This is a genomic window from Flagellimonas aequoris, from assembly GCF_003584165.1.
In the GTDB taxonomy this organism is placed as follows: Bacteria; Bacteroidota; Bacteroidia; order Flavobacteriales; family Flavobacteriaceae; genus Flagellimonas; species Flagellimonas aequoris.
In genome coordinates, this window is sequence record NZ_QXFJ01000030.1 from 731,335 (window position 1) to 754,072 (window position 22,738).

A 22,738-nucleotide genomic window follows, 5' to 3' on the forward strand; every position below is an offset into this window, starting at 1 on the left:
GTTGTTTACCCCGTAGTTGGATTTATCCGCTACGGGGTATTTTTTTCAACCATTTGGATAGAATGCCCGTTACATCTTCCGAAATATCAAAGCGGTAAAGAATACCCACGTACATCACCATGATCAAAGTAGATTTCAAAATTATGTTGATGATAGGGTGAAACGGAAATTGAAACAGATTGAACAGTACGGAAAGCAATACCAATGTGGCCAACACCTTAAGTGTAGCTTGGGTAAATGGCAATATGTCAAATTTCATTTTCACAAAAACCAATTTGACCATATTAAATATTAAAATGGAAACAAAACTGGCCAAGGCAGCACCTTCCATCCCCATTTTAGGAATGAGCCAATAGTTGAGCACAATGGTAAGAATGGCCAACCCTACCCCAAATACCAATACCGATTTATAGTATTGGGAGTTGAAAAGAATGGAATTGTTATTGCCCAAAATAGAGTCCAGCACCTTGGCAAATCCAATCAAAAACACAATGGTAAAACCACTCCTATAATTTTCTGGAATCAATAAATACAGGTCATTCAAGTTCAATATGATCAACACGAATAAAATCCCAGAAGCAATAAAAAGGGTCAGCGAACTTCTTTGATATAATTTCTTCAACCCTTCGGAATCCCCCAGATTCAACAGCTCAGCCGTCAAGGGATAGGTAATCTGGTGCATGGCCCTGGAAGGCACTATGATCACCGTGGCAATATAAACGGCAACCCCGTAATAGGCCACATTTTCTATGTTGACGAACTGGTTGAGCATCACTTTGTCTATTTCCAATAGGATCAGAGCGGCCGAGCCTCCTAAAATGATCAAAAACGAATAGGAAAGAATTTCCCTTGTTCCTGCTGGGAAATGAAAGTTCAATTTGGGATACCTAAGGGTAAATGCATAAATCTTGATAATAATGGTACGCAACAAATAAAGACCAACCAAGCACTTGAAAAACAAATCAAGGGAAATCACCTCAAAATAATAAAGGAGTAATAGTATGGAAACCCCTACTCGGGCAAACACTTCTTTCATAAAATTGCCAAAGACCGATTTCATATGCACCTTGCACCAAGCATTGAACACTTCAAAGTAGGCCATGGCAAGGCCCACCAAAAAAACATACCACAAATAGTGCTTTATTATGGGGTTGACCTGGGAAACCCAGTCTCCCAAAGGGTCATACCAAAAAAGTCCGATCAATGCCACGGGGATGATTCCAAGCAGCGGCACAAGTACCATCAGGGTAAGGAACCCATCCTTTTCATCATCGGAATAAAAACTATAATATTTCACCAAGGTATTTTGTACCCCAAAGGCCATCAAAGGCATTAGAATGGCACCAGAGGCCAGAATAAAGGTCACAAGGCCATAGTATTCAGCGGGTAATATTTTTGTGTAAAGAAAAAGTGTGTTCACGGCCCCAAAAACGAAGCCCATGTATGTCACCACCAAATTTTGTACCGATTGTTTGAGAACAACGCCCATTATATGAATTTTGCCAAGGATTCCGTAAGTGCCCTCCTGTGATATTGTTCAATTCCCACGGAGTGACACTCCAATTTTCCTTCTTGGTATTGGTTGAACCAATCCAAAAGTACAGTTTTTAGCAACGCTACATCGGAATGTTGGAGGAACTTGCCCGCTTTGGATTTCTCGACCATGCTTCCTGCCTCCCAATCCTTTGGACCAATGGCTAAAATGGGCCGTTTTGCATTCAGGTATTCGAACAATTTACCAGGGATGATGCCCTTAGTCTCTTCCGAATCAATTTCAAGTAGCAACAATGCTTGGGAGGATTGCATGGTTTCGAGTACTTGGTCATGAGGTAAATATCCCAATTGTTGCACAAAAGTATCCAAACCGAAAGATTGTAAACTTTTCTGGACTTCAGTACTGATGACACCTGCCAATTTAATCTTCAATGCTTTTTGGAAAGTTTCATTTTCAGCAATAAGCTCCTTTATAGCCTGCCAAAGCCCCAAGGGATTCCTACCTGTCAATAACGAGCCTAAGTGTGAAATGGTAAAATCCTGATCCAATTCCCTTGGTGAAAGGTTTTCATCAAATCCGTTGGTGATTACTTTAATAGGTTTTGGGGTGATGTCTTCAAATTCCTTCCGGGTGGTTTGACTGGTCACTACTATTTTATCCGCAGATACCAACACTTCTTTTTCAAGCGATTTGTGCCTTTTAGCGGCCCACGGAGTCAACCTTAATTTTTTGTGATATCCAATGGAGGTCCAAGGATCTCTAAAATCAGCAATCCAATGAATATCATATTTCCTTTTCAGACCCAATCCAATCAAATGTAAACTGTGCGGGGGCCCCGTGGTAATAATGGTCTGAATGCCTTCATCCGCAATAACCTTGGCCAAAAAATGGATTGAGGGTTTTACCCAACCTTTACGGGCATCCGGTATAAAAAAGTTGCCGCGTATCCACAAAAGTATCCTTTCCGCTAAAGAAGGATTTTTATCTTGAATGATTCCCGAACTAATGGTCTTGGTTTTCTTTTTGGATAGCAGTCCGGCCCAACCATAGGGTTCCTTGATTGGTTGTTTCAGGATTTGAATTGTTGCGGGACTCTCCTTTACCAAATTACGGTCCGTGATGGGATAACTTGGATTTTCAGGGACATAAACCACTGGTTCATAACCAAGTTCAGGCAAGTATTTTACAAACTTTAGCCATCGCTGTACCCCTGGTCCCCCAGCAGGAGGCCAATAGTATGCTATGACCAAGATCTTTTGCATTACGAATCCTTGGATTTTCTTCCAAAGAGTGAGTAACCCGCTCCTCCAACAACGATCAAACCTAATAAGATATTAGCGGCCAATGCAATCTGACCACCCTTTTCAATTAATTGCGGTTCAAACTTAAATTCGATTTCATGAGTACCGGCAGGGACCTTCAAACCACGAAGGGCATAATCCACTTTAAAATGAGGTTCGGGTTTACCATCAATATAGGCATCCCAACCAGATGGGTAGTACATCTCGGAAAAGACCGCGAATCCATCGTTGGCATTTGAGGATTTGTATTTAAGATAGTCAGGACGGTACTCCACCAAACCGATATTTGCCAATGAATCCACTTCAAAACGAAGCTTGGTTTGGGTAGGATAGGTTTTGGTATTAATCACCGCCTGTTTTTTGGAATTGAAATCCTTTAGTTTCATAATCTCCTCATCAGCAGAGGAAACGGGCAACAATTGATCAACAAACCATGCATTGCCATTGGCATCTGGATTGATAGCTGGGAAACTACTGCCATCATCATCTTTTTGAATGATGTACTTTACGTTAAGCATGTTCAACACCTGCAGGTTGTTCTGGTACAAGTGATACTCGAACAGATCTTGCAGGGCACGGGGTTTGGCGGCATGGTACCCCCCTATCGATTTATGAAAATAGGATGTTCTGGAACCATTGACTCCTTCTTCCGGGTCAAAAACCCTAAAAATGGAATCGTCCTGTTGAATCAACTGGTCAATTTTACTCGCCTGAAAGGGTTCGTTCACTTCTCTTTGTCGCACAAAATCGTCCTCGTTCACATAACGAAGATCCACGCCCACCAAATCGAACAGAATCAAAGCACCCAATGCCAAGACCAATAGGTTCTTTCCCATTTTTTCTTTGATGAAAAACCATAGGGCTGCAGCGGCCAAAACCACATAAATCAAAGAACGTATGGTATCGTTTACGTAAACAGCTTCGCGATCACGTTTGATCATGGTCATGACATCATCCCCGAAATACCCACGGTATACTTCGTCTCGCAAGCCTTCAAAACTGAAAAAGCCTTTGATCAGAAATATAAAAACTCCCAATCCCAAGGTGATGAAAAAGCTCCATTTTAAGGCATTGAGTTTTTCCTTTTTATCCACGGAAGCTTTGAAAAGCTCCCACAAACCTAATATTCCCAATACAGGGAGACAAAGTTCCAATACCACTTGAATGGAAGAAACTGCCCTGAATTTGTTGTATAATGGAAAGTAATCGATCATAAAATCAGTGAGCACTGAAAAGTTCCTACCCCAGGATAAAACCAGGGACAAGATGGCACCAATCAACAACCACCATTTCTTCTTCCCTTTCACCAAAATAACACCCAGTACGAACAAAAAGAAAATGATGGCCCCAACATAGGCCGGACCCGCCACAATGGGTTGATCACCCCAATACAAAGGCAAACTACTGGAAAATTCCAATGCCTTGCTAGGAGGCAATCCTTGATTGGTCAGGTATTCGTATGCCTTGGAATCCTTACCCAAATCCTCTCCTCCCGATCCCCCAAAAAGCCTGGGTGAAAACAAATCCAAAGACTCTGCGATACCATAGCTGTATTGGGTGATGTATTCCCTGTCCAATCCATTGGTTACTTCTTTAGGGCTTCCATCTGGGTTTATGGTGAGCTCCGATTTACCGCGGGTACTCCAATCGGCATATTCCTTGGTAGCCATCAGACTAGTGGCGTTCGTTGCAATGGAGAGTACAACAGCCAATGCCAAAATTCCAACGGAGACAAAAAAGTGTTTCAGTTCCTTTTCCTTAATCGCATACACCAAATACACAAGGCCCATCACCAAGACCAAGAGCATAAAATAATAGGTCATTTGGTAATGGTTGGCACTGATTTCCAACGCCATGGCCAAAGCCGTCAAAATAAATCCAAGGATATATTTCTTTCTAAAAACCAAAACAATCCCACCCAAGACCATGGGGATATATCCCAAAGCATGGGCCTTCGCATTATGCCCAACGCCCAAGATGATAATCAAATAGGTAGAAAATCCAAAGGCAAGAGCCCCCAGGGCCGCCAGCCTAAAATCTACTTTTAAGCAGAGTAATAAAATGTAAAAACTCAGTAAGTATAGAAAAAGATAATCCGCTGGCCTAGGTAAAAATCGAATCAGGTGGTCCAATTTCTTGACATAATCATTGGGATAATTGGCCCCCAACTGATACGTGGGCATCCCACCAAAAGCACTATTGGTCCAATACGATTCTTCTCCGGTGGCCGCTTTGTAATCGTCCCTTTCCTTGGACATGCCCTTGTACCAGGCAATATCCGATTGAAAAATGGCCTTGCCCTGTAGCACTGGATAAAAATAGACCAATGACACAAGAATCAGCAGTCCGATTACACAAATATGGGTTATTAGGGCCTTTGGAGAAAGATTCATGGATAGGTTTTGAAAAGACAAATATTAGTCAATTTCTTCAAAATCTATGTATTCTCCAACTTTTTTTGACGGATTGGACTTTCTGGGAGGCTTTTGAAATATGGAGGTCTCCCCTTCCCTTTCCTGTGTTCTCCCGTATCCTTGATTATCGCCAAATTGTTGGCCAAACCGCTCACTGGTCTTCTTCACCGCATAATTGAGCAATCTGGGAGCCAACCATGTCCAGAGCAATTTCAGGGCGTAGTATACTAATATGACAATTAAAATCGTTTTTAGTAAAACCATATAACCTCAGTTATTGTATCAAAATTACACTGTTAGTAACGGAAAACGGTCAAACGTATCTTAAAATAGTATTAAAAACCAGTTATATGGATCTCTCCATGCTTAAAAAGTGCCTTTTTGTATTGGTTCTGTTCCCTGCCCTGTTGTGTGCGCAGTATACAGACGTCATCAATTCCAACAGACCCGGAAGAGCCGTAAGTGCCTATGCCGTGGGAAAAAACGTGGCCCAGGTAGAGGTTGGATTGCTGTACGAGCAGCAGGACAATGCAGACTTGAACTCCGATTCGAACATTTTCGGAACCGATTTTGCGCTACGCTACGGATTGCTTTTTGAGGAACTGGAAATCAATCTTGAAGGATCTTTCATCAAACAAAACATCACCTATCCCGATTACAACATTGAAGGAAAACTGACCAATTTCTCCAGAAATCGTTTGGGCTTGAAATATCTGGTCTATGACCCCTACAAAAATCCTGAGCGTAACAAACCCAATTTGTATAGCTGGCGGGCCAATAATGTTTTTCAATGGAAGAATTTGATTCCTGCCGTATCGGTGTACGCGGGAGCGAACTTTTTATTCAACGACAATCCATTTTATCCAGGTGACCCGAGCCTTTCCTACCGGGGAGCTATTAATACGCAAAGTAGATTGTCCCCAAGGTTTGTATTGATTTCCAATATCGCATACGACCGTATTGGTACCGATTTCCCGGAATGGCGTGTGGCCTTATCGCTTAGCCACGCTTTTCGAGATCCCCGCTGGAGCGTTTTCTTTGAAGGACAGGGGATTTCCAGCGACCGCTATTCCGATGTTATTCTGCGTACCGGTGTGGCCCGTTTGATCAGCCCCAATTTTCAGGCGGACATTCACATGGGTTCTGGCTTTAACGATTCCCCTTCGCGTGTATTTGTGGTTTTGGGCTTTTCATACCGTTTAGACTTCCATAAAGACCAACTCATTCCCATAGATGATCAAAAAGCTGGTCAGAATGGTTCAATAAAGAAGAATGCCAATAAGAAAAACTCAAAAAAGAAGAAGAAAAAGAACAAAGATGACATAGATTTCTAAGTTTTGTGTCCATCATTTTTCTGCTGAAGGTAATATTCCTAATATTGAGGTTCTAAATAGGATCTATGGTTACCGTAAAGCAGGTTCAATCCAAATCAGATTTAAAAACCTTTGTAAAATTCCCCTTTTCCCTGTACAAAGGTTCACCTTATTGGGTGCCTCCCATCATCAATGACGAGATGGAGTCCTTTGACCCTGAGAAAAATCCCGTTTTCCAAAATGCAGAAGCAACCTTCTTTTTGGCTTACAAAGAGAACAAAGTAGTCGGGCGGATTGCCGCCATCATCAATTGGTTGGAAGTGAATGACCAAGGGTTGAAAAAAATGAGGTTCGGCTGGTTCGATTTTGAGGATGATCTGGAAGTTTCCAAAGCTCTTTTGGACAAGGTCAAGGAAATCGGGTTGCAACATCAACTGGAGTATATGGAGGGGCCTGTTGGCTTTTCGAACCTGGACAAAGTAGGCGTACTTATTGAAGGGTTTGACCATATCGGCACCATGATCACCTGGTATAATCATCCGTATTACCCATCACATTACGAACACCACGGTTTTGTAAAGGAAAAAGAATATTTGGAGAACAAGTTTTTGGCGGCCAATGCGGACCCCAAGCTTTTTGAGAAAGCCAATGTGTTGATCAAGCAGCGCTATGGCCTCAAGGAAATGAACTTTCAGAAAAGTTCCGAAATCATGCCGTGGGTGGATAAGATGTTCGACCTATTCAACGAATCTTATGCCAAGCTTTCATCGTTTGTTCGGATAACGGACATCCAAAAAGAATATTTCAAAAAGAAGTATATCAGTTTCATCAATCCGGAATACATCAAATTTGTGGTGGATTCCGAAGATAATCTGGTGGCTTTCGCGATTGTTATGCCATCTTTTTCCAAGGCCTTGCAAAAAGCCAATGGAAAACTTTTTCCAACAGGGATTTTTCATCTGTTGAGTGCCAAAAAGAACAGCAAGGATGTTATTTTTTATTTGATCGGTATTCATCCATCCTATCAAAACAAGGGGGTCACTTCTATCATTTTCAACGAGTTTCATCATACCTTCAAGAAAAAAGGAGTGGTCAATTGCATTCGTACGCCTGAGTTGGAAGAAAATGTGGCCATTAGACAAATGTGGAAGCATTTTGATCCCGTAACCCATAAAAGAAGACGTACCTATAGAAAAGATCTATAACCCAACATAACCAACCAAATGCCAACCTCACAACCTCCAACAAACCAAAATACTAGTCTCCATGAAGATTAAGTGGCCCGTTATAGGGCTACTCCTGTTGATACTCTTGTGGCCTAACCAAGATAACGCCCAGGAAAAAGAAATCATCCACCGAGGGGAACAATGGGTACAGTACAATCTGAACGTTATCACAAGTGAAAAGTGGATGCTCTTTGGTAACACGGGAACCAGATGGCGGGATAGTTTTGAAAAGTACACCCTTTTCTTTGGTCGGGTGGGAGCAGGATATAACGTGAACAAGACCGTTCGTTTGAGTAGTGGGTTCACCTATGCGGAGCTAAAACGAGACGGAGGAACCTATCTTGCGGAATTCAGACCGTATGAGGAATTGCTGGTCAGGGCCAACCCTGAAAAAAAGTTTGGGCTGAATCATCGTTTTCGTTTTGAGCAACGTTTTCATAACCCTGTTGTGGACGGGAGCATCCAATCGGACAACACCTTTGCGCTTCGATTTCGGTACGCGCTCTCAACGCGTATTCCCATTACGGCCCTTTCCAAGGAAAACCCTGATTTTAAATTGAGTTTGGGTATCAGTGACGAGGTGATGATCAATGCTGGAAAGGAAATTGTCTATAATGTTTTCGACAAGAATCGGTTTGTGGTCTCCCCTACGGTGCAGTTCAACAAATGGATGTCCGTGGCCCTTGCTTGGAACAATCAATTTTTTAACACCTCCACTGCCGGGCAATACATCCATACCAATGCTTTTTGGTTGCAATTGACGCATACACTCAACGTATCGCATAAAAAGGACGAAGACCTTGATCCCATTTATCAAAATCCAGTCATTCCAAATCCCAAGGATGCAGCAGAATAAGTTGAATACAAGATTATAACATGAAGAATAAATATGTAAAACTCTTTTTGCGCCTGGCTTTGGCTGGCAGTTTTCTATCCGCCGTCGCAGATCGCTTTGGAATTTGGAGCCCGGAAATATCCGTTTGGGGCAATTGGGAAAATTTCCTTGCCTATACCGGGTTGATCAATCCATGGATGCCACAATCGTTCATACCTGCCCTAGGAATTTTGGCTACAGTGGCCGAGATAGTTTTTGCAATTTTCTTATTGATTGGATTTAAAACGGAATTGTTCGCCAAGTTGAGCGGTATGCTACTGTTATTGTTCGCAATGTCCATGACTTTTTCAACAGGAATCAAGGGTGCTTTTGATTATTCGGTTTTTAGCGCGGCCGGCTGTGCTTTTGCGCTCAGCTTGATGAAGGAAAAATATTTGGAATTGGATAGTTTGATTTTTAAGATGAAAAATTAAAAACCTTCTCTCCAAAAACATCAGCCTTTCTGAAATAGAGCATTCTGAAAGCACCTTCATTTGATTTGACCTGTTTATTATTGGTTTTATGGCAGTTTTTTCTGAATTTTAGTAAGTCCATAAACTTAGAAGCGATGCGTTATATGAGAACCCAAATAGGCAAAATAGTAATCGGGTTTCTTTTATTGGCACCCTACATCTGCTCTGGGCAAAAACTAAATTCCGAAAAATGGAGTGAAAGTGAAAAGGCCCAATATACAAAGCTTACCGAGTTGGTCCATTATGTCCATAAAAAGAAGGAAACCGAAATTTCCAAAGACACGCTGTTCCAGAAATATATCTATTTTGACAATGTCCTGAGCGATACGGTCCAACAAAGAAAGATAAAGCGATTGGCAGCCTTTGATGACCTCTTCCAGTATTTCAGAAAAACCTTGGACAGCATTGGATTGGAAAATTTGGATGCAAAACCCATTAGATTTTATAAAGATCATAAAATCTATGAGCCATTTGACGAAAAAGTGGCCAAAAAAAGTATCGATGGTAAAAAAATGTATACGAAAGATTCCAACGTTTTTGCTTATTACAGAAAGGATGAACCCGAAAACCCTTTTGGTTCATTACTGTTCGACCCTGAGACGGATAAATTAGCTGCCTGGATTATGATCAACCAAGGCGGATACAAGTACTTTTTAACCTTCAATCTTTTCTAAACTTATGCTGAATGAAAGATTGACCCACTTCGCTCCCGAACTGCATATTCCAAATGGGACATTCGAAATCGATTTTTATACCAGATGGGGAGCGGTTGAACATTTTTGTTTCCGGAATGATGACGGCAGTATCCATGTGGCCGAATTGGATTTCGATGGTGCCATTTTCCACGTACATGAAACCATGCGAGGAATAGACTCCCTTGAACCTAAAAGTGCGAAGGGTGTCACCACGATAATCGGTTTGTTCGTTCCCGATGTGCAGCAAGTGATGGAAAAAGCTATTTCGGCAGGTGCTATCTTAATTAATCCCACAACAGATCATGACTATGGATATCGACAGGGCATGTTCAGGGACCCCTTTGGTCATTATTGGCAAATCCAAAAGAAAATTTAAACAAACGCTACCCATATGAACCAAGAAGTTACAGAATTTCTAGATGGGCTCAACCATCCGTTACGGACCGAGATTGAACACCTTAGGACATTGATTTTGAATGCTGAAGATAGGCTTACTGAAAATGTGAAGTGGAACGGCCCCAATTACAGCATTGATGATGCTGACAGGATTACCATGAAAATCCACCCCCCAAAACAAATCCAATTGATTTTTCATCGTGGGGCCAAAAAGCTGGAGCAACCTAAAGCGCCTATGATTTCTTCAAGATCGAAACTGCTTGTTTGGAAGGGAAATGACAGGGCCATCGCATCCTTTAAAAATCTGGATGATATTGGGAAAGGAAAAACTGAATTGATGGAAATCGTTAAAAGTTGGATACAGGCAACTTCTTGAACATTCTTTGTTTTTCATATTGAAACGACTGTGGTGTCCAAAATATAAACGATATTTAAGAACACCATTAACAACCTTATGAAAACGAAAACACTGACTTTATTGGCGGCATTCTTTGCCAGCTTTTGTACTTTTTCCCAATCACCCTCTATTGAAGGAACCTTTTTGAACAGCAATAGCTCAATTTCCATTCAATTTAAGCAAATGGGTGACGAATATCACGGTATGCTTGCAACAGCTGGAGCAAGTTTTGCCATTAGGGCCGAACAATCTGCAAATCGTTTGACAGGCAAGATATTTGGCTTGAACGGCCCCATTGATTTTACCGCCCAATTAGGTGAGAGACAAATGTTGTTTGCAGCGACCGGGTATAATGAAACGTTCTATAAATATTCAGATGAACATAATTTGGCCGGCTACGACCTCACTCCTTACATGGTGGATTATGGGACTGGTACCGGTCAGAACAGCAATTCGAATGCCCCGCAGGCCAAATCCCCATCGGCTCAAAACGGTTTGAAGAGTCCTTACCCAGATTTAAACAACCAAGAGGTATACAATATTGTTTCCGGTAGCCAATTGGTGTATTACCAAAGAACCTCCTATGTCAATGACAACACCGGCAGTTCCATCACCTATGTAAATTTCTGTTCCAATGGGACCTTTACCATAAATTATGATGGCTCTTTTAGTGTTGAAGGTGACTATGGTGGTAACGTGCATGGAGCTTCACGTGGAAGCAATTCTGGATACTGGAAATTGGTTTCTTATCAAGGACAGCCCGCTGTCTATTTACTGTACTACAATGGCCAATCCAATGTAAACCCTTTCAACATCAACGATGTAAAACAAGGAAGATGGCGTAGAGGCAATACCCAATATGCGTTGCAGCGCAACAAAGTATCTTGTAACTAACCTTTAGTCTTTGTTAAGAGTTTATTATTCTCCCATCGCAGCAGAAACCGCTGCGGACAATCGCTTGTAGGTTCCATTTTCCAAACGCTCACGGATGGATGAAAAGGCATCCAAGGTTTCTGAAATATCCTCCATCGTATGTGTGGCCGTCGGTATCAAACGCAACAGGATCAATCCTTTTGGAATTACCGGATATACCACAATGGAGCAGAAAATTCCATGATTCTCCCGAAGGTCTTTTACCAAGGCCATGGCCTCGGGAATACTTCCATTCAAATAAACAGGCGTAACGCAACTGGTAGTGGTTCCAATATCAAAACCACGCTCCTTAAGACCGTTTTGAAGAGCATTCACGTTTTCCCATAGTTTTGCCTTCAATTCTGGCATGGTACGGAGCATATCCAAACGTTTCAAGGCTCCTTTCACATACACCATGGGAAGGGATTTCGCGAACATCTGAGACCTCAGGTTGTATTTCAAATACTCCACAATCTCTTTATCAGCAGCTACAAAAGCTCCTATACCTGCCATGGATTTGGCAAAAGTGGCCAAGTACACATCGATTTCATCCTGAACGCCTTGCTCCTCTCCTGCTCCGGCACCGGTTTTACCCAAGGTTCCAAAGCCGTGCGCATCATCCACCAAAAACCTGAACTTGTATTTTTTCTTCAGGGCAACAATTTCTTTCAGAATACCTTGCTCCCCACGCATACCAAATACCCCTTCGGAAATCACAAGGATACCACCACCGGTCTCATTGGCCATTTTGGTGGCACGCTCCAAGTTTTTCTCCAAACTTTCTGGATCATTGTGTTTGAAGGTGAAACGCTTGCCCATGTGCAAACGTACCCCATCAATAATACAGGCGTGGCAATCCACATCGTAAACAATAATATCATCTTTGGAAACCAGGGCGTCGATTACGGACATAAACCCTTGGTACCCGAAGTTCAATAGGTAAGCCGCTTGTTTGTGTACAAAAGCAGCCAGTTCTTTTTCCAATTGTTCGTGGTAATCGGTATGTCCGCTCATCATACGGGCACCCATGGGGTAAGCAGCTCCATGTTCCGTGGCGGCTTCACCGTCCACTTTTTTAATTTCCGGTCGATTTGCAAGACCCAGATAGTCATTGATACTCCACGTTATGACATCCTTTCCTTGGAACTTCATGCGGTTGGAAATGGGTCCTTCCAATTTCGGGAATACAAAATATCCTTCGGCTTGTGACGCCCATTTTCCCAACGGTCCCTTGTTCTCAATGATTCTATCAAATAAATCTCTCATCTACCTAAAATTTTATTCAATTGCAAAAGTATATATTTTTACGTTGCTCGCACAACGAATTTTTAGCATAAAAAAACGGCAATGTTTTGCATTGCCGTTCCTTAATATTATCGCGAAGTATTCATTACTTGATGTATTCTATTTTTTCTGGTACTTCCGCATCTTGGATATCAAAAAAGCCTTGATTGTCCATCCATTCATTGCTGTAGACCTTGCTCATATAACGTGAACCGTGATCGGGGAATACCACTACTACATTGCTGTTGGCAGTGAATTCACCTTCGGTATCCAATTGGTACAAGGCCTGCATGGCGGCACCACTAGTGTACCCTGCAAAAATACCTTCAGTATGAGCCAATTTACGGGCCATATGGGCACTCTCACCATCGGTCACCTTTATATAACGGTCAATGCTATTAAAGTCAGTAGCTGATGGAATCAGGTTTTTACCCAATCCTTCTATACGGTAGGGATACACCTCATTATGGTCGAATTCACCTGTTTCGTGGTATTTTTTCAATACGGAACCATAGGCATCAACACCTAAAACCTTTACATTCGGATTCTGCTCTTTGAGATAGCGGGCAATACCGGAAATGGTACCACCGGTTCCGCTACAGGCAACCAAATGTGTAATCTGGCCATTGGTCTGTTCCCAAATTTCAGGACCTGTGGTCTTGTAGTGGGCATCAATGTTCAGTTCATTAAAGTATTGGTTGATGTAGATGGAATTATCTGTTTCACTGTGCAGGCGCTTGGCCACTTCATAGTACGATCGTGGATCGTCTGCGCTTACGTGTGCCGGGCAAACATATACCTTAGCTCCCATGGAGCGAAGCATATCAATCTTGTCCGGTGAGGATTTGGAGCTAACGGCCAAAATACATTTGTAACCTTTAACAATGCTCACCATGGCCAGACTAAAACCTGTGTTCCCAGAAGTAGTTTCTATAATGGTACTACCTGGTTGAAGGATACCTTTTCTTTCGGCTTCCTCAATAATGTGGATCGCAATTCTGTCCTTTGAGGAATGCCCAGGATTGAAGGCTTCCAGTTTGGCGTAGAAGTTTCCGGTAAGTGGGGCTGTAATCTTGTTAAGCTTGACTAAGGGGGTACTTCCAATTAGGTCTAGGATACTGCTATAAGCATTTATCTGTTTCTTCATAACTGGTATTAGGTAGGGAACATTTTTCTAAAGATAAGAAAATTGTTCCCTGCAAAAGTAATATTTTATTTTTAAAGGGCTTTTCCTTCAAGGTCTAAAATAAAGGCATACTCTTTGGCGGTCTCCTTCAAAGCCTCGAAACGTCCGGATGCACCGCCATGCCCGGCATCCATATTGGTATCCAAAAACAACTGGTTATCGTCTGTTTTATACTCCCTCAACTTAGCCACCCACTTGGCCGGCTCCCAATATTGTACCTGGGAATCGTGCAAACCAGTGGAAACATATAAGTTCGGGTAGGCCTTGGCCTCCACATTGTCATATGGGGAATACGATTTGATATAATCATAGTATTCCTTGTCATTGGGATTGCCCCATTCGTCATATTCTCCCGTGGTCAAAGGAATGGTATCATCCAACATGGTGGTCACCACATCCACAAAAGGTACGGCAGCAATGACACCGTGATACAGTTCCGGGGCCATGTTGATGACGGCCCCCATCAAAAGCCCACCTGCAGACCCTCCCATGGCATACAAATGTTCCGGGCTGGTATATTTTTGTTCAATCAGGAATTTGGAAACATCGATGAAATCGGTAAACGTATTCTTTTTGGTCAACAGTTTTCCGTCCTCATACCAAGGTCTGCCCAAATACTCTCCTCCCCTAATGTGGGCAATGGCATATACAAAGCCACGATCCAACAAACTCAAACGTACCGAAGAAAAATACGGGTCAATGGTAGCTCCATAAGATCCATATCCGTATTGTAATAATGGACTAGTGCCATCCAGCGGAGTGTCCTTTCTGTATACCAAAGAAATAGGCACTTTCTTTCCGTCCCTTGCCGTGGCCCAAAGGCGTTCGGTCTTGTAATTGTTCTTATCGAACTTGCCTCCCAATACCTCTTGTTCCTTCAACACCTTCTTGGTCTTGGTCTCCATGTTGAAATCGATCATCGCATATGGCGCACCCATTTCGTTGTAGTAATAGCGGAGTTCCTTGGTATCAAAATCCAAATTAGTGGAAGGTCCTGCCACATAGGTTTCACTTTCAAAAGGAAGGTAATAACTATCAGAGCCGTCCCATCTTGAAATTTTCATTTGGTTAAGACCGTTTTCCCTTTCAGAAAGTACGTAGTAATCCTTGAAGATTTCGATATCCTCCAACAGAACTTCTTCCCGGTGGGGAATAAATTCCTTCCAATGATCGGAAGTGGTGTGCTCCTCATCAGTCTTCATCAACTTAAAGTTGGTGGCCCCATCCTTATTGGTCAACACATAAAAATTGCCATCATAATGCGAAATAGAATATTCCACCCCCTTTTCGCGTGGAGAAAATATCTTGAATTCCCCATTGGGGTCATCGGCATTCAAAATTTGGTATTCGGTGGTCAGGGTACTGCCAGAACCGATTACGATATATTTTCGGGATTTGGTCTTGTACACAAAGGTGTTGTAGGTATCATCCAGTTCCTCAAAGACCAACACATCATCTTCCGAAGGGGTTCCTAGTACATGCTTGAAAATACGGTCTGAACGCAGGGTCACAGGGTCCTTTTTGGTGTAGAACAAGGTTTTGCCGTCACTGGCCCAAACGGAACTTCCTGTGGTGTTATTAATGACATCAGGGTAAATTTCACCTGTTATCAGATTTTTGAATTGGATGTTATACTGACGTCTGGAAATGGTATCCGTAGCGAAAGCAGCCAACGTATTGTCAGGAGTCACCGAAATCCCCCTTAGGTTGAAAAACTCATGCCCCTCGGCCATTTGGTTGCAATCGAACATCAATTCCTCGTCGGCATCCAAACTTTCCTTTTTTCGGGAATGGATAGGATACTCCTTGCCTTCCTCATATCGGGTGATGTACCAATAGCCATCCAGTTTGTAGGGCACGGAGGAATCATCCTCTTTGATCCTGCCCTTCATTTCCTTATAAAGTTCTTCCTGAAATGCGGCAGTATGTGCCGTCATTTTTTGATAGTACTCGTTTTCGGCGTTCAAATAGTCCAGAACCTGCTGGTCCTCCCTATTGTTCATCCAATAATAATCATCGATCCGTACATCGCCGTGCTTCTCCAACTTGGTTGGATGCTTGGGGGCCACTGGTGGGGCTATGTTCATTGATTCTTCTTTACTGTTCTTGCAAGAGCTTGCAAAAATAAGGCATAAAACCAGAATATGAATTCTAGAAATAGTCAGTTTCATCAGTTTTAGGTTTTAGCCAATTTACTACTTTTGACCTTACTCACCTTTAAAATTGAAATTATGTTTGGAGATATCATGGGAATGATGGGCAAATTGAAGGAAACCCAGAAAAAAGTGGAGGAGACCAAAGCGCGTTTGAACACGGTTCTGGTTGATGAGCAGTCAGTCGATGGATTGTTGAAAGTGACCTTGACCGCCAATCGCGAAATAAAATCCATATCCATTGACGATTCACTATTAGCCGATAAAGAACAACTGGAAGATTACCTTATCCTTACCCTGAACAAAGCCATCGCAAAAGCCACCAATATCAATGAAACCGAATTGGCCGCTGTGGCCAAGGAAGGTATGCCCAACATTCCGGGGTTGGATTCCTTCATGAAGTAGCTAGCTGTAAGTATTCAGATTACTGGATTACTGGATTACTGGATGTTTTCTACTTGAGCATGATACTTGAACTTTAAATGTCAGGTCGAGCGCAGTCGAGACCAATTTGTAATCCTTCTCCCCTACGCTCAAAGTGACAAATTCAACCTATGGTTGTCAGGATGTTTAAGAAATGCTGGTGCATCTCGTCCGTATAATCTAGATGGGTGACAATACGCAATTTCCCCTGACCCATTCCGATAATCGATACTTGGTTTTGGCTCAATTGTTCCAAAAATGTAGCAGAGGACATTTTGATTTCATCAATTTCAAAAATGATGATATTGGTTTCAATGGGCTCCACTTTTTTGATGAAATCCAAGGTAACGAGCGCCTCCCCTATTTCTTCTGCTTTTTGATGGTCCTCGGCCAATCTTTCAATATGGTGGTCCATGGCATAAATTCCGGCCGCAGCCAAAAATCCTGATTGTCTCATACCTCCACCAAATACCTTGCGAATGCGTAGGGCTTTATCGATATGTTCTTTACTGCCTACCAATACCGAACCTACCGGGCAACCCATGCCCTTGCTCAAACATACACTGATCGTATCGAACAACGTACCATAGTCTTTTGGGTCCTCCCCTTTCTTGACCAAGGCATTCCATAATCGGGCACCATCCAAGTGGTATTTGAGATTATGGTCTTCACAGACTTTACCAATTTTTTGTAGCTCCGTAAAATCCCAGCAAGCGCCACCGCCTTTGTTCGTTGTGTTTTCAATACAGACCAAAGTGGTCAACGGACTGTGGTAAAAATCGGGCGGGTTAATGGATGCTTCCACCTGCTCCGCAGTCATCATACCTCTATTTCCATCTACCAGTTTACAAGAAACCCCACTATTGAAGCTGACACCTCCCCCTTCATAATTGTAGATATGCGCATACTTGTCACAGATCAATTGGTCCCCTGGTTGTGTGTGGATTTTGATTGCTGTTTGGTTAGTCATGGTCCCACTTGGAAAAAATAGGGCCGCTTCCATACCAAAATACTCGGCTACTTTTGCTTCCAACGCATTTACCGTGGGATCGTTTTTAAAAACATCATCGCCCACCTTGGCATTCATCATAGCCTCCAACATGCCCGGAGTGGGCCTGGTGACCGTATCACTGATTAAATTTATTTCCATGCTGATGTAGACTAGTCCATGCAATCCATTCCAATGGGCGAACCATCCGGAATTTGTGGCACCTCAATAAGTTTAAATTTGGAAGGGTCTTTCATAAAATCATCAATGCGCTGCACCATTTCTGCTGCTATGGCATTCTTACCATTGCCTAACAATTGTGTCTTCAAATTCTTGAGGGCCTCCAAAGCAATGGCATTCACCTGTGGATGCACATCGGTATGGGCCGCCAAATTCATGATATGGTAAAGCACCCTAAAATTGACCGTGTTCTGTACTTCCTCCTCATAATCATCCCTGTGAGAAAGATCAAAAGTGCCCTTGATGGTTTCGTCCAATACTTCCTTGAGTCCCATTTGATTTTTGTCCAAACTTTTTTGTTGGATCAGGCGGGAAGCACGCTCGGGATGCAACAATAATCCAAGCGTCATATCCGCGGCCGTCTCGGCTACTGACAAGGCATCAAAGCTTACCCCTGTGCGTCCCTTAAACGATTCCCTTGTTCTGTTGAACCCAATGGCCCTTGGCGGAAAAAGGTCCAACTTGTCTTTAGGAACGGCGATGACTTCGGCATCCAAAGTTTTGAGGATAGATTTCATGGCCTGCTCCTGTACAGCAGCATTGATGGGTTTCACGGCAAATTGGCCACCTCCCTTAACCGCATAGTTATAATCCAAGCCACCTATGATCTTGGAAACTGCTTCGGCTTGGTACCTATGGAAAAAATACAGGGGAACAAACACATCTTCCAAAGTAGAATAGGCTTCTCCACTTCTAATGTTGTCTATGGAAAAATTATCGATGGCTTTTTTACGGATTTCGAGCATGCTCTCCAATTCTTGACTAGCACTTTTTCCATTGTCCCATAAATGGGCCAATAAGTGTGCCCCTCCTGTTGGGCGGGCATCCTGATCGGAGATGTAACGCAATCCTTCATCTTGGGCTTTTTTCAAAATGGCGTTCAACGCTTGCTTTTCATTTGTTCCCGTTGGAAAATCGGAATAGGAATAGGCTACGATCATCTTGTCCCACTCGCCTATACCGGTATCATATGCATTGGCGAAGCTGATGTTGTTCCCGTCCAGTTCAAATTGTGGATGTGGGTAGTCCATTACCGAAGATCTGTCCACGGTGCTTGCCGCAAAATTGTGCGCAAATCCAAGGGTGTGTCCAATTTCATGGGCAGAAAGCTGCCTGATCCTGGCCAAGGCCAGATCCAGCATGGGTTGATAGTTATCGTCACGTTCCGCAAACGGTTTGTTCATTAAAGCTTGAGCTATCATAAAATCCTGACGAATCCGTAGACTTCCCAAACTCACGTGACCTTTAATGATTTCTCCCGTACGTGGGTCGGTCACACTACTACCATAGCTCCATCCCCTAGTGGAACGGTGCACCCATTGCACCACATTGTACCGAACATCAAGGGGATCGGCATCATCGGGCAATATTTTCATTTGGAAGGCATCTTTATATCCCGCGGCTTCAAAGGCTTGGTTCCACCATTTGCCCCCTTCCATCAAAGCGGAACGAATGGGCTCTGGGGTACCATTATCCAAATAATAAACAATAGGCTCCACAGCTTCGCTCACTGCAGCACTTGGGTTTTTCTTCTCCAAACGATGTCTTCTGATGAATTGCTTCAAAATAGGTTCCTGAACCGGAGTAGCATAATCATAATAGGAAAAAGGATAGGAACCGCTACGTGGGTCAAAATCCCTTTTTTCATATTTATTGTCGGGCAACTCAACAAGGGAATGGTGTTGGGCCACAGTAACCAAGCTTGGGTCCGGGGTCACGGAGCGAATCCAGGCACCTTCCGGGTTGCCTTTAAAGGTAAGGGTTACATCAAACTCCACATTCTTTGGGAATGCCTTGGTACGTTCAAAGGCCAGGGCACTTTTGCTGGCGTCCACACTATAGGAACCTTGTTTGGACCTTTTCAGTCTGTTGGCCACTCCATGGGCATCGCGCATCAAAAAATCTGTAAAATCAATAAGGTAGCTTCCTTTGGACTCTTCCTCTATTTTAAATCCATGCAAAATGGATTTTGCAAAAGCCTGCTCGACTGACTTGCGTTCCAGTTCATTATCAGTAATCGCCCTAAAGGTTAAATTGGGTTGTACCAATAACAGTTTATTTCCTGCTTTTTTGAAGAATACCACCTGCTCGTTCCCCAATTGTCCACGATCTAGGCCAATATCGTTGCTACCTATCCCGCTACTTAAGGAATAGACGTATAAAAAATCCTTTTCAAGATCGTCGACCTGCAGATAAATCTTGTCAGTCTTGTCATCATAGAAAAAATTGAAATAGCCACTGAACTTTTGAAAATCCTTGGCCTTTTCAAAGGTCTGTGCACCTAAAGCGGAGCACACAAAATAAAACAATGCAATGAGGGTAGTTGAGTTCTTCATAGTTGGTTTGTAATAGACCTTAAAAGTATGGAATTCATTTTAAAAAACACGGTATCTAAAAAGGGATGGGCACAAAACTTAATTTGTTAAAAATTAAGGTTGATTTTTATCTGTTTCTTTGTTTGAGCCCCTCATTTTTATACAATGTTTATTTCATAAAATATTGAAAATCCATATTTTAATAAAAAAAGTATATGGGGCCAGATACAAATAAAACCATCTTTTCCAGTTATGTGCGGAAAGACGGGCTGTTCGATGAAGTTTTTGGAAAGGACGGAAACGTTAAATCAGTGTACCAGAAGCTATTGGACCTCTATGGGGCCAGGTCCATTGATGATTATGTTACCTTGAACAACAAGGCAAAATCTTCCTTTTTTAACCAAGGAATTACTTTTCAAGTGTACGGGGACAAGCAAAGCCAGGAGAAAATTTTCCCTTTTGACCTGTTTCCCAGAATCATCGACCCCAAAGAATGGGAAATCATTGAGAAAGGTGCCATTCAAAGGAGTTTGGCCCTGAACCATTTTCTGTGGGACGTTTATCATGATAAAAAAATAGTAAAGGATGGAATTGTGCCCATTGAACTTTTGAGCTCCTCGCCCAACTATCTGCACCAGATGATGGATGTGGACCCGCCCAGCAGGATTTACAACCATATTTCCGGTACCGATATCATCAAACATTCCGATGGCAACTATTATGTGTTGGAAGACAATATCCGATGTCCTTCTGGGGTCAGTTATGTAATCTGTAACCGAACTGCCCTGAAACGTGCCCTTTTTGGCGTGTTCAACCATTATAAAACGCACACCGTTACCGATTACGCCGAGAATTTGCTCAACCTGTTGGAAAGCGTAAAACCGCCTGGTGTGGACTCCCCTGTTTGTGTGGTGATTACACCGGGCATGTTCAATTCCGCCTATTACGAGCATTCCTACTTGGCCAAGGCCATGGGAGTTGAACTGGTGGAAGGTCGAGACCTTTTTGTGGAAAACGATTTTGTCTACATGAAAACCACACAAGGTCCTGTACGGGTGGATGTGGTATATCGAAGAATCGATGATTTGTTCATTGATCCTATGGAGTTTTATCCCGATTCTTCCTTGGGCGTACCCGGATTGTTCGCCGCGTACCGAAAAGGAAATGTGACGTTGGCAAATGCCCCAGGAACCGGTGTTGCGGACGATAAGGCCATTTATACCTATGTTCAGGATATCATTAAATATTATTTGGATGAGGAACCCATCCTCAAAAATGTCCATACCTATCATTGTAGCAGACCTGATGAACTACAATATGTATTGGACCATATCAGTGAACTGGTCATAAAACCCGTAGATGAAGCCGGGGGCTATGGTATTTCCATTGGAAATAAACTTACCAAGGAAGAAATTGAGGAAGTGAAGGTCAAATTAAAGGCCAGTCCAAGGAAATTTGTGGCGCAGCCCATTATGTCATTATCCGTACATCCTACATATATAGACGCCAAGGAATCTTTTGAACAAAGGCATATTGACCTTCGAACTTATACCGTATTGGGCCAGGACAAACAATTTGTATTGAAAGGCGGTTTGACCCGCGTGGCATTGAAAGAAGGAAATCTGATCGTGAATTCTTCCCAAGGTGGGGGTTCCAAGGACACTTGGGTATTAAAACAATAAGAACACTATGCTAGCAAGAGTAGCCAACAACCTGTTCTGGATGGGCAGGTATATTGAACGGGCCGAGCACGTGGCCCGTTTTATGAACGTGAATTATTTTTCTTCTTTGGATGCGCCCAACCAATTGTCCCAATCCAGGCAATTTGTGCTTCGGTCCATGTTGTTTATGGTCGGGGACCCTGTGTACGACGACTCCCTTGAACTGGATGAGGAAAGCGTGCTGTATGATATTGGATTGAATCCCGAAAAAAACTTTTCTATTATAAGTAGCATTAAGACCGCAAGGGAGAACGCCAATAGCTCACGTGATTTGATTTCCACGGAATTGTACGAAAGCTTGAACAAGTTCTATCACTTTGTGATGAACTATTCCAGGGAATTATTTGTGAAAACGAATCTGTACGATTTCACCGTGAACGTCACCGAAATGACAGCTGTACTGAGAGGAAAGATACGGGGTACGCTTTTACATGATGAAGTATATGCCATCATCATGTTGGGTGTCAACATTGAACGGGCCATTCAGGTAACCCGCATCATCAATACCAAATTCAACGATGCCCTTATGGCTCAAGGAAGCTATGGAGACACCATTGGCAATAGTTTTGAATGGAGCACCTTACTCAAATGCGCCGAAAGCTATGATATGATGCGTCGATTGTATAAAAAGTCGCCCAACAGCACCTCTACCATGGAGTTTCTGATCCTTAACGGTAGATGCCCCCGTTCCTTCATGAACTGCATCAACCAAGTGTACAAACACATTCAGGAACTGGACAAAAAAGTGGAATATGAGAAAAGTTCCACGGCCTTTATGGTCGGAAAAATAAGGGCGGAGTTCGAGTTTAAACAAATTGAGGAGATTCAGGACGACATTCAGGGCAACTTGGATATGATCCTTAATAAAATGTTCAAAATTAGTGAGAACATGGAGAAGGAATTCTTCAACTACTAACTAACTTGGCAGGATT

General features: G+C 42.7%; 20 protein-coding genes. 11 read left to right on the forward strand and 9 right to left on the reverse strand.

The window, feature by feature from the left end:
* Positions 1–22: 22 nt before the first annotated feature.
* Genes D2U88_RS16935 through D2U88_RS16950 form a run of 4 tightly spaced genes read right to left on the reverse strand, consistent with a single transcriptional unit; the run spans position 23 to position 5,474 of the window.
* Positions 23–1,489 (reverse strand): lipopolysaccharide biosynthesis protein, encoded by a 1,467-nt coding sequence (locus tag D2U88_RS16935; protein ID WP_119641694.1) that lies wholly within the window; start codon positions 1,487–1,489, stop codon positions 23–25.
* Positions 1,489–2,757, reverse strand: a complete 1,269-nt coding sequence (locus tag D2U88_RS16940; protein ID WP_119641695.1) for a glycosyltransferase family 4 protein — start codon at positions 2,755–2,757, stop codon at positions 1,489–1,491. Before D2U88_RS16940 ends, D2U88_RS16935 begins: the two co-directional genes overlap by 1 nt.
* Positions 2,757–5,189 carry a glycosyltransferase family protein gene (locus D2U88_RS16945; protein ID WP_119641696.1) on the reverse strand — a complete coding sequence of 811 codons (2,433 nt, stop codon included), beginning with the start codon at positions 5,187–5,189 and terminating at the stop codon, positions 2,757–2,759. The genes D2U88_RS16940 and D2U88_RS16945 overlap by 1 nt, the downstream gene beginning before the upstream one ends.
* A gap of 24 nt (positions 5,190–5,213) precedes the next feature.
* The gene (locus D2U88_RS16950) at positions 5,214–5,474 is read right to left on the reverse strand and encodes a DUF4834 family protein (RefSeq protein WP_119641697.1); all 261 of its coding nucleotides are present in this window, start codon (positions 5,472–5,474) and stop codon (positions 5,214–5,216) included.
* Between the two features lie 86 nt (positions 5,475–5,560).
* On the opposite strand from D2U88_RS16950, the gene D2U88_RS16955 reads away from it, so the two are divergent.
* The 8 genes from D2U88_RS16955 to D2U88_RS16990 all read left to right on the forward strand — a co-directional run bounded on the left by D2U88_RS16955 (position 5,561) and on the right by D2U88_RS16990 (position 11,478).
* A complete protein-coding gene (locus tag D2U88_RS16955; protein ID WP_119641698.1) occupies positions 5,561–6,544 on the forward strand; it encodes a transporter in 984 nt (327 codons plus the stop codon).
* Positions 6,545–6,609: 65 nt separating this feature from the next.
* A complete protein-coding gene (locus D2U88_RS16960; RefSeq protein ID WP_119641699.1) occupies positions 6,610–7,728 on the forward strand; it encodes a GTP cyclohydrolase in 1,119 nt (372 codons plus the stop codon).
* Between the two features lie 61 nt (positions 7,729–7,789).
* Entirely contained in the window at positions 7,790–8,605 is an 816-nt protein-coding gene (locus D2U88_RS16965; RefSeq protein ID WP_119641700.1) for a DUF2490 domain-containing protein, read from the forward strand.
* Positions 8,606–8,625: 20 nt separating this feature from the next.
* On the forward strand, positions 8,626–9,057 hold the full coding sequence (locus D2U88_RS16970) for a DoxX family membrane protein (RefSeq protein ID WP_119641701.1): 432 nt from the start codon (positions 8,626–8,628) through the stop codon (positions 9,055–9,057).
* A 134-nt stretch (positions 9,058–9,191) separates the two neighbouring features.
* The gene (locus D2U88_RS16975; protein ID WP_147833606.1) at positions 9,192–9,770 is read left to right on the forward strand and encodes a hypothetical protein; all 579 of its coding nucleotides are present in this window, start codon (positions 9,192–9,194) and stop codon (positions 9,768–9,770) included.
* Positions 9,771–9,774: 4 nt separating this feature from the next.
* Positions 9,775–10,167: a VOC family protein gene (locus D2U88_RS16980; protein ID WP_119641703.1), complete on the forward strand. Its 393-nt coding sequence runs from the start codon at positions 9,775–9,777 to the stop codon at positions 10,165–10,167.
* Positions 10,168–10,182: 15 nt separating this feature from the next.
* Positions 10,183–10,563 carry a DUF1801 domain-containing protein gene (locus D2U88_RS16985; protein ID WP_119641704.1) on the forward strand — a complete coding sequence of 127 codons (381 nt, stop codon included), beginning with the start codon at positions 10,183–10,185 and terminating at the stop codon, positions 10,561–10,563.
* A 78-nt stretch (positions 10,564–10,641) separates the two neighbouring features.
* Complete coding sequence (locus tag D2U88_RS16990; protein WP_119641705.1) at positions 10,642–11,478, forward strand: hypothetical protein; 837 nt, start codon at positions 10,642–10,644, stop codon at positions 11,476–11,478.
* Positions 11,479–11,502: 24 nt separating this feature from the next.
* On the opposite strand, the gene D2U88_RS16995 is transcribed toward D2U88_RS16990, so the two are convergent.
* The 3 genes from D2U88_RS16995 to D2U88_RS17005 form a co-directional block, all read right to left on the reverse strand.
* Positions 11,503–12,762, reverse strand: a complete 1,260-nt coding sequence (locus D2U88_RS16995; protein ID WP_119641706.1) for a cysteate-C-fatty acyltransferase — start codon at positions 12,760–12,762, stop codon at positions 11,503–11,505.
* Positions 12,763–12,886: 124 nt separating this feature from the next.
* Positions 12,887–13,927 carry a cysteate synthase gene (locus D2U88_RS17000; protein ID WP_119641707.1) on the reverse strand — a complete coding sequence of 347 codons (1,041 nt, stop codon included), beginning with the start codon at positions 13,925–13,927 and terminating at the stop codon, positions 12,887–12,889.
* 71 nt (positions 13,928–13,998) lie between these two features.
* On the reverse strand, positions 13,999–16,053 hold the full coding sequence (locus D2U88_RS17005) for a S9 family peptidase (protein WP_417935314.1): 2,055 nt from the start codon (positions 16,051–16,053) through the stop codon (positions 13,999–14,001).
* A 144-nt stretch (positions 16,054–16,197) separates the two neighbouring features.
* Between D2U88_RS17005 and D2U88_RS17010 the strand changes: the two genes are divergently transcribed.
* On the forward strand, positions 16,198–16,524 hold the full coding sequence (locus D2U88_RS17010) for a YbaB/EbfC family nucleoid-associated protein (RefSeq protein ID WP_119641709.1): 327 nt from the start codon (positions 16,198–16,200) through the stop codon (positions 16,522–16,524).
* Positions 16,525–16,666: 142 nt separating this feature from the next.
* Here the strand turns inward: D2U88_RS17010 and D2U88_RS17015 are convergent, their stop codons facing one another.
* Both D2U88_RS17015 and D2U88_RS17020 read right to left on the reverse strand, forming a co-directional pair.
* Positions 16,667–17,692 carry a threonine aldolase family protein gene (locus D2U88_RS17015; protein WP_119641710.1) on the reverse strand — a complete coding sequence of 342 codons (1,026 nt, stop codon included), beginning with the start codon at positions 17,690–17,692 and terminating at the stop codon, positions 16,667–16,669.
* Positions 17,693–17,703: 11 nt separating this feature from the next.
* Complete coding sequence (locus D2U88_RS17020; protein ID WP_119641711.1) at positions 17,704–20,106, reverse strand: zinc-dependent metalloprotease; 2,403 nt, start codon at positions 20,104–20,106, stop codon at positions 17,704–17,706.
* Positions 20,107–20,300: 194 nt separating this feature from the next.
* Here D2U88_RS17020 and D2U88_RS17025 point away from each other — a divergent pair, with 194 nt between their 5' ends.
* Together D2U88_RS17025 and D2U88_RS17030 are read left to right on the forward strand one after the other, a co-directional pair.
* Positions 20,301–21,767 (forward strand): circularly permuted type 2 ATP-grasp protein, encoded by a 1,467-nt coding sequence (locus D2U88_RS17025; RefSeq protein WP_119641712.1) that lies wholly within the window; start codon positions 20,301–20,303, stop codon positions 21,765–21,767.
* A gap of 7 nt (positions 21,768–21,774) precedes the next feature.
* Positions 21,775–22,722: an alpha-E domain-containing protein gene (locus tag D2U88_RS17030; protein ID WP_119641713.1), complete on the forward strand. Its 948-nt coding sequence runs from the start codon at positions 21,775–21,777 to the stop codon at positions 22,720–22,722.
* Positions 22,723–22,738 lie beyond the last annotated feature (16 nt).

Excerpts from the sequence above, each read along its gene's own strand:
- D2U88_RS16935 (WP_119641694.1), bottom strand. The coding sequence starts at position 1,489 with ATGGGCGTTGTTCTCAAACAATCGGTACAAAATTTGGTGGTGACATAC.
- D2U88_RS16940 (WP_119641695.1), bottom strand. The coding sequence starts at position 2,757 with ATGCAAAAGATCTTGGTCATAGCATACTATTGGCCTCCTGCTGGGGGA.
- D2U88_RS16945 (WP_119641696.1), bottom strand. The coding sequence starts at position 5,189 with ATGAATCTTTCTCCAAAGGCCCTAATAACCCATATTTGTGTAATCGGA.
- D2U88_RS16950 (WP_119641697.1), bottom strand. The coding sequence starts at position 5,474 with ATGGTTTTACTAAAAACGATTTTAATTGTCATATTAGTATACTACGCC.
- D2U88_RS16955 (WP_119641698.1), top strand. The coding sequence starts at position 5,561 with ATGGATCTCTCCATGCTTAAAAAGTGCCTTTTTGTATTGGTTCTGTTC.
- D2U88_RS16960 (WP_119641699.1), top strand. The coding sequence starts at position 6,610 with ATGGTTACCGTAAAGCAGGTTCAATCCAAATCAGATTTAAAAACCTTT.
- D2U88_RS16965 (WP_119641700.1), top strand. The coding sequence starts at position 7,790 with ATGAAGATTAAGTGGCCCGTTATAGGGCTACTCCTGTTGATACTCTTG.
- D2U88_RS16970 (WP_119641701.1), top strand. The coding sequence starts at position 8,626 with ATGAAGAATAAATATGTAAAACTCTTTTTGCGCCTGGCTTTGGCTGGC.
- D2U88_RS16975 (WP_147833606.1), top strand. The coding sequence starts at position 9,192 with ATGCGTTATATGAGAACCCAAATAGGCAAAATAGTAATCGGGTTTCTT.
- D2U88_RS16980 (WP_119641703.1), top strand. The coding sequence starts at position 9,775 with ATGCTGAATGAAAGATTGACCCACTTCGCTCCCGAACTGCATATTCCA.
- D2U88_RS16985 (WP_119641704.1), top strand. The coding sequence starts at position 10,183 with ATGAACCAAGAAGTTACAGAATTTCTAGATGGGCTCAACCATCCGTTA.
- D2U88_RS16990 (WP_119641705.1), top strand. The coding sequence starts at position 10,642 with ATGAAAACGAAAACACTGACTTTATTGGCGGCATTCTTTGCCAGCTTT.
- D2U88_RS16995 (WP_119641706.1), bottom strand. The coding sequence starts at position 12,762 with ATGAGAGATTTATTTGATAGAATCATTGAGAACAAGGGACCGTTGGGA.
- D2U88_RS17000 (WP_119641707.1), bottom strand. The coding sequence starts at position 13,927 with ATGAAGAAACAGATAAATGCTTATAGCAGTATCCTAGACCTAATTGGA.
- D2U88_RS17005 (WP_417935314.1), bottom strand. The coding sequence starts at position 16,053 with ATGAACATAGCCCCACCAGTGGCCCCCAAGCATCCAACCAAGTTGGAG.
- D2U88_RS17010 (WP_119641709.1), top strand. The coding sequence starts at position 16,198 with ATGTTTGGAGATATCATGGGAATGATGGGCAAATTGAAGGAAACCCAG.
- D2U88_RS17015 (WP_119641710.1), bottom strand. The coding sequence starts at position 17,692 with ATGGAAATAAATTTAATCAGTGATACGGTCACCAGGCCCACTCCGGGC.
- D2U88_RS17020 (WP_119641711.1), bottom strand. The coding sequence starts at position 20,106 with ATGAAGAACTCAACTACCCTCATTGCATTGTTTTATTTTGTGTGCTCC.
- D2U88_RS17025 (WP_119641712.1), top strand. The coding sequence starts at position 20,301 with ATGGGGCCAGATACAAATAAAACCATCTTTTCCAGTTATGTGCGGAAA.
- D2U88_RS17030 (WP_119641713.1), top strand. The coding sequence starts at position 21,775 with ATGCTAGCAAGAGTAGCCAACAACCTGTTCTGGATGGGCAGGTATATT.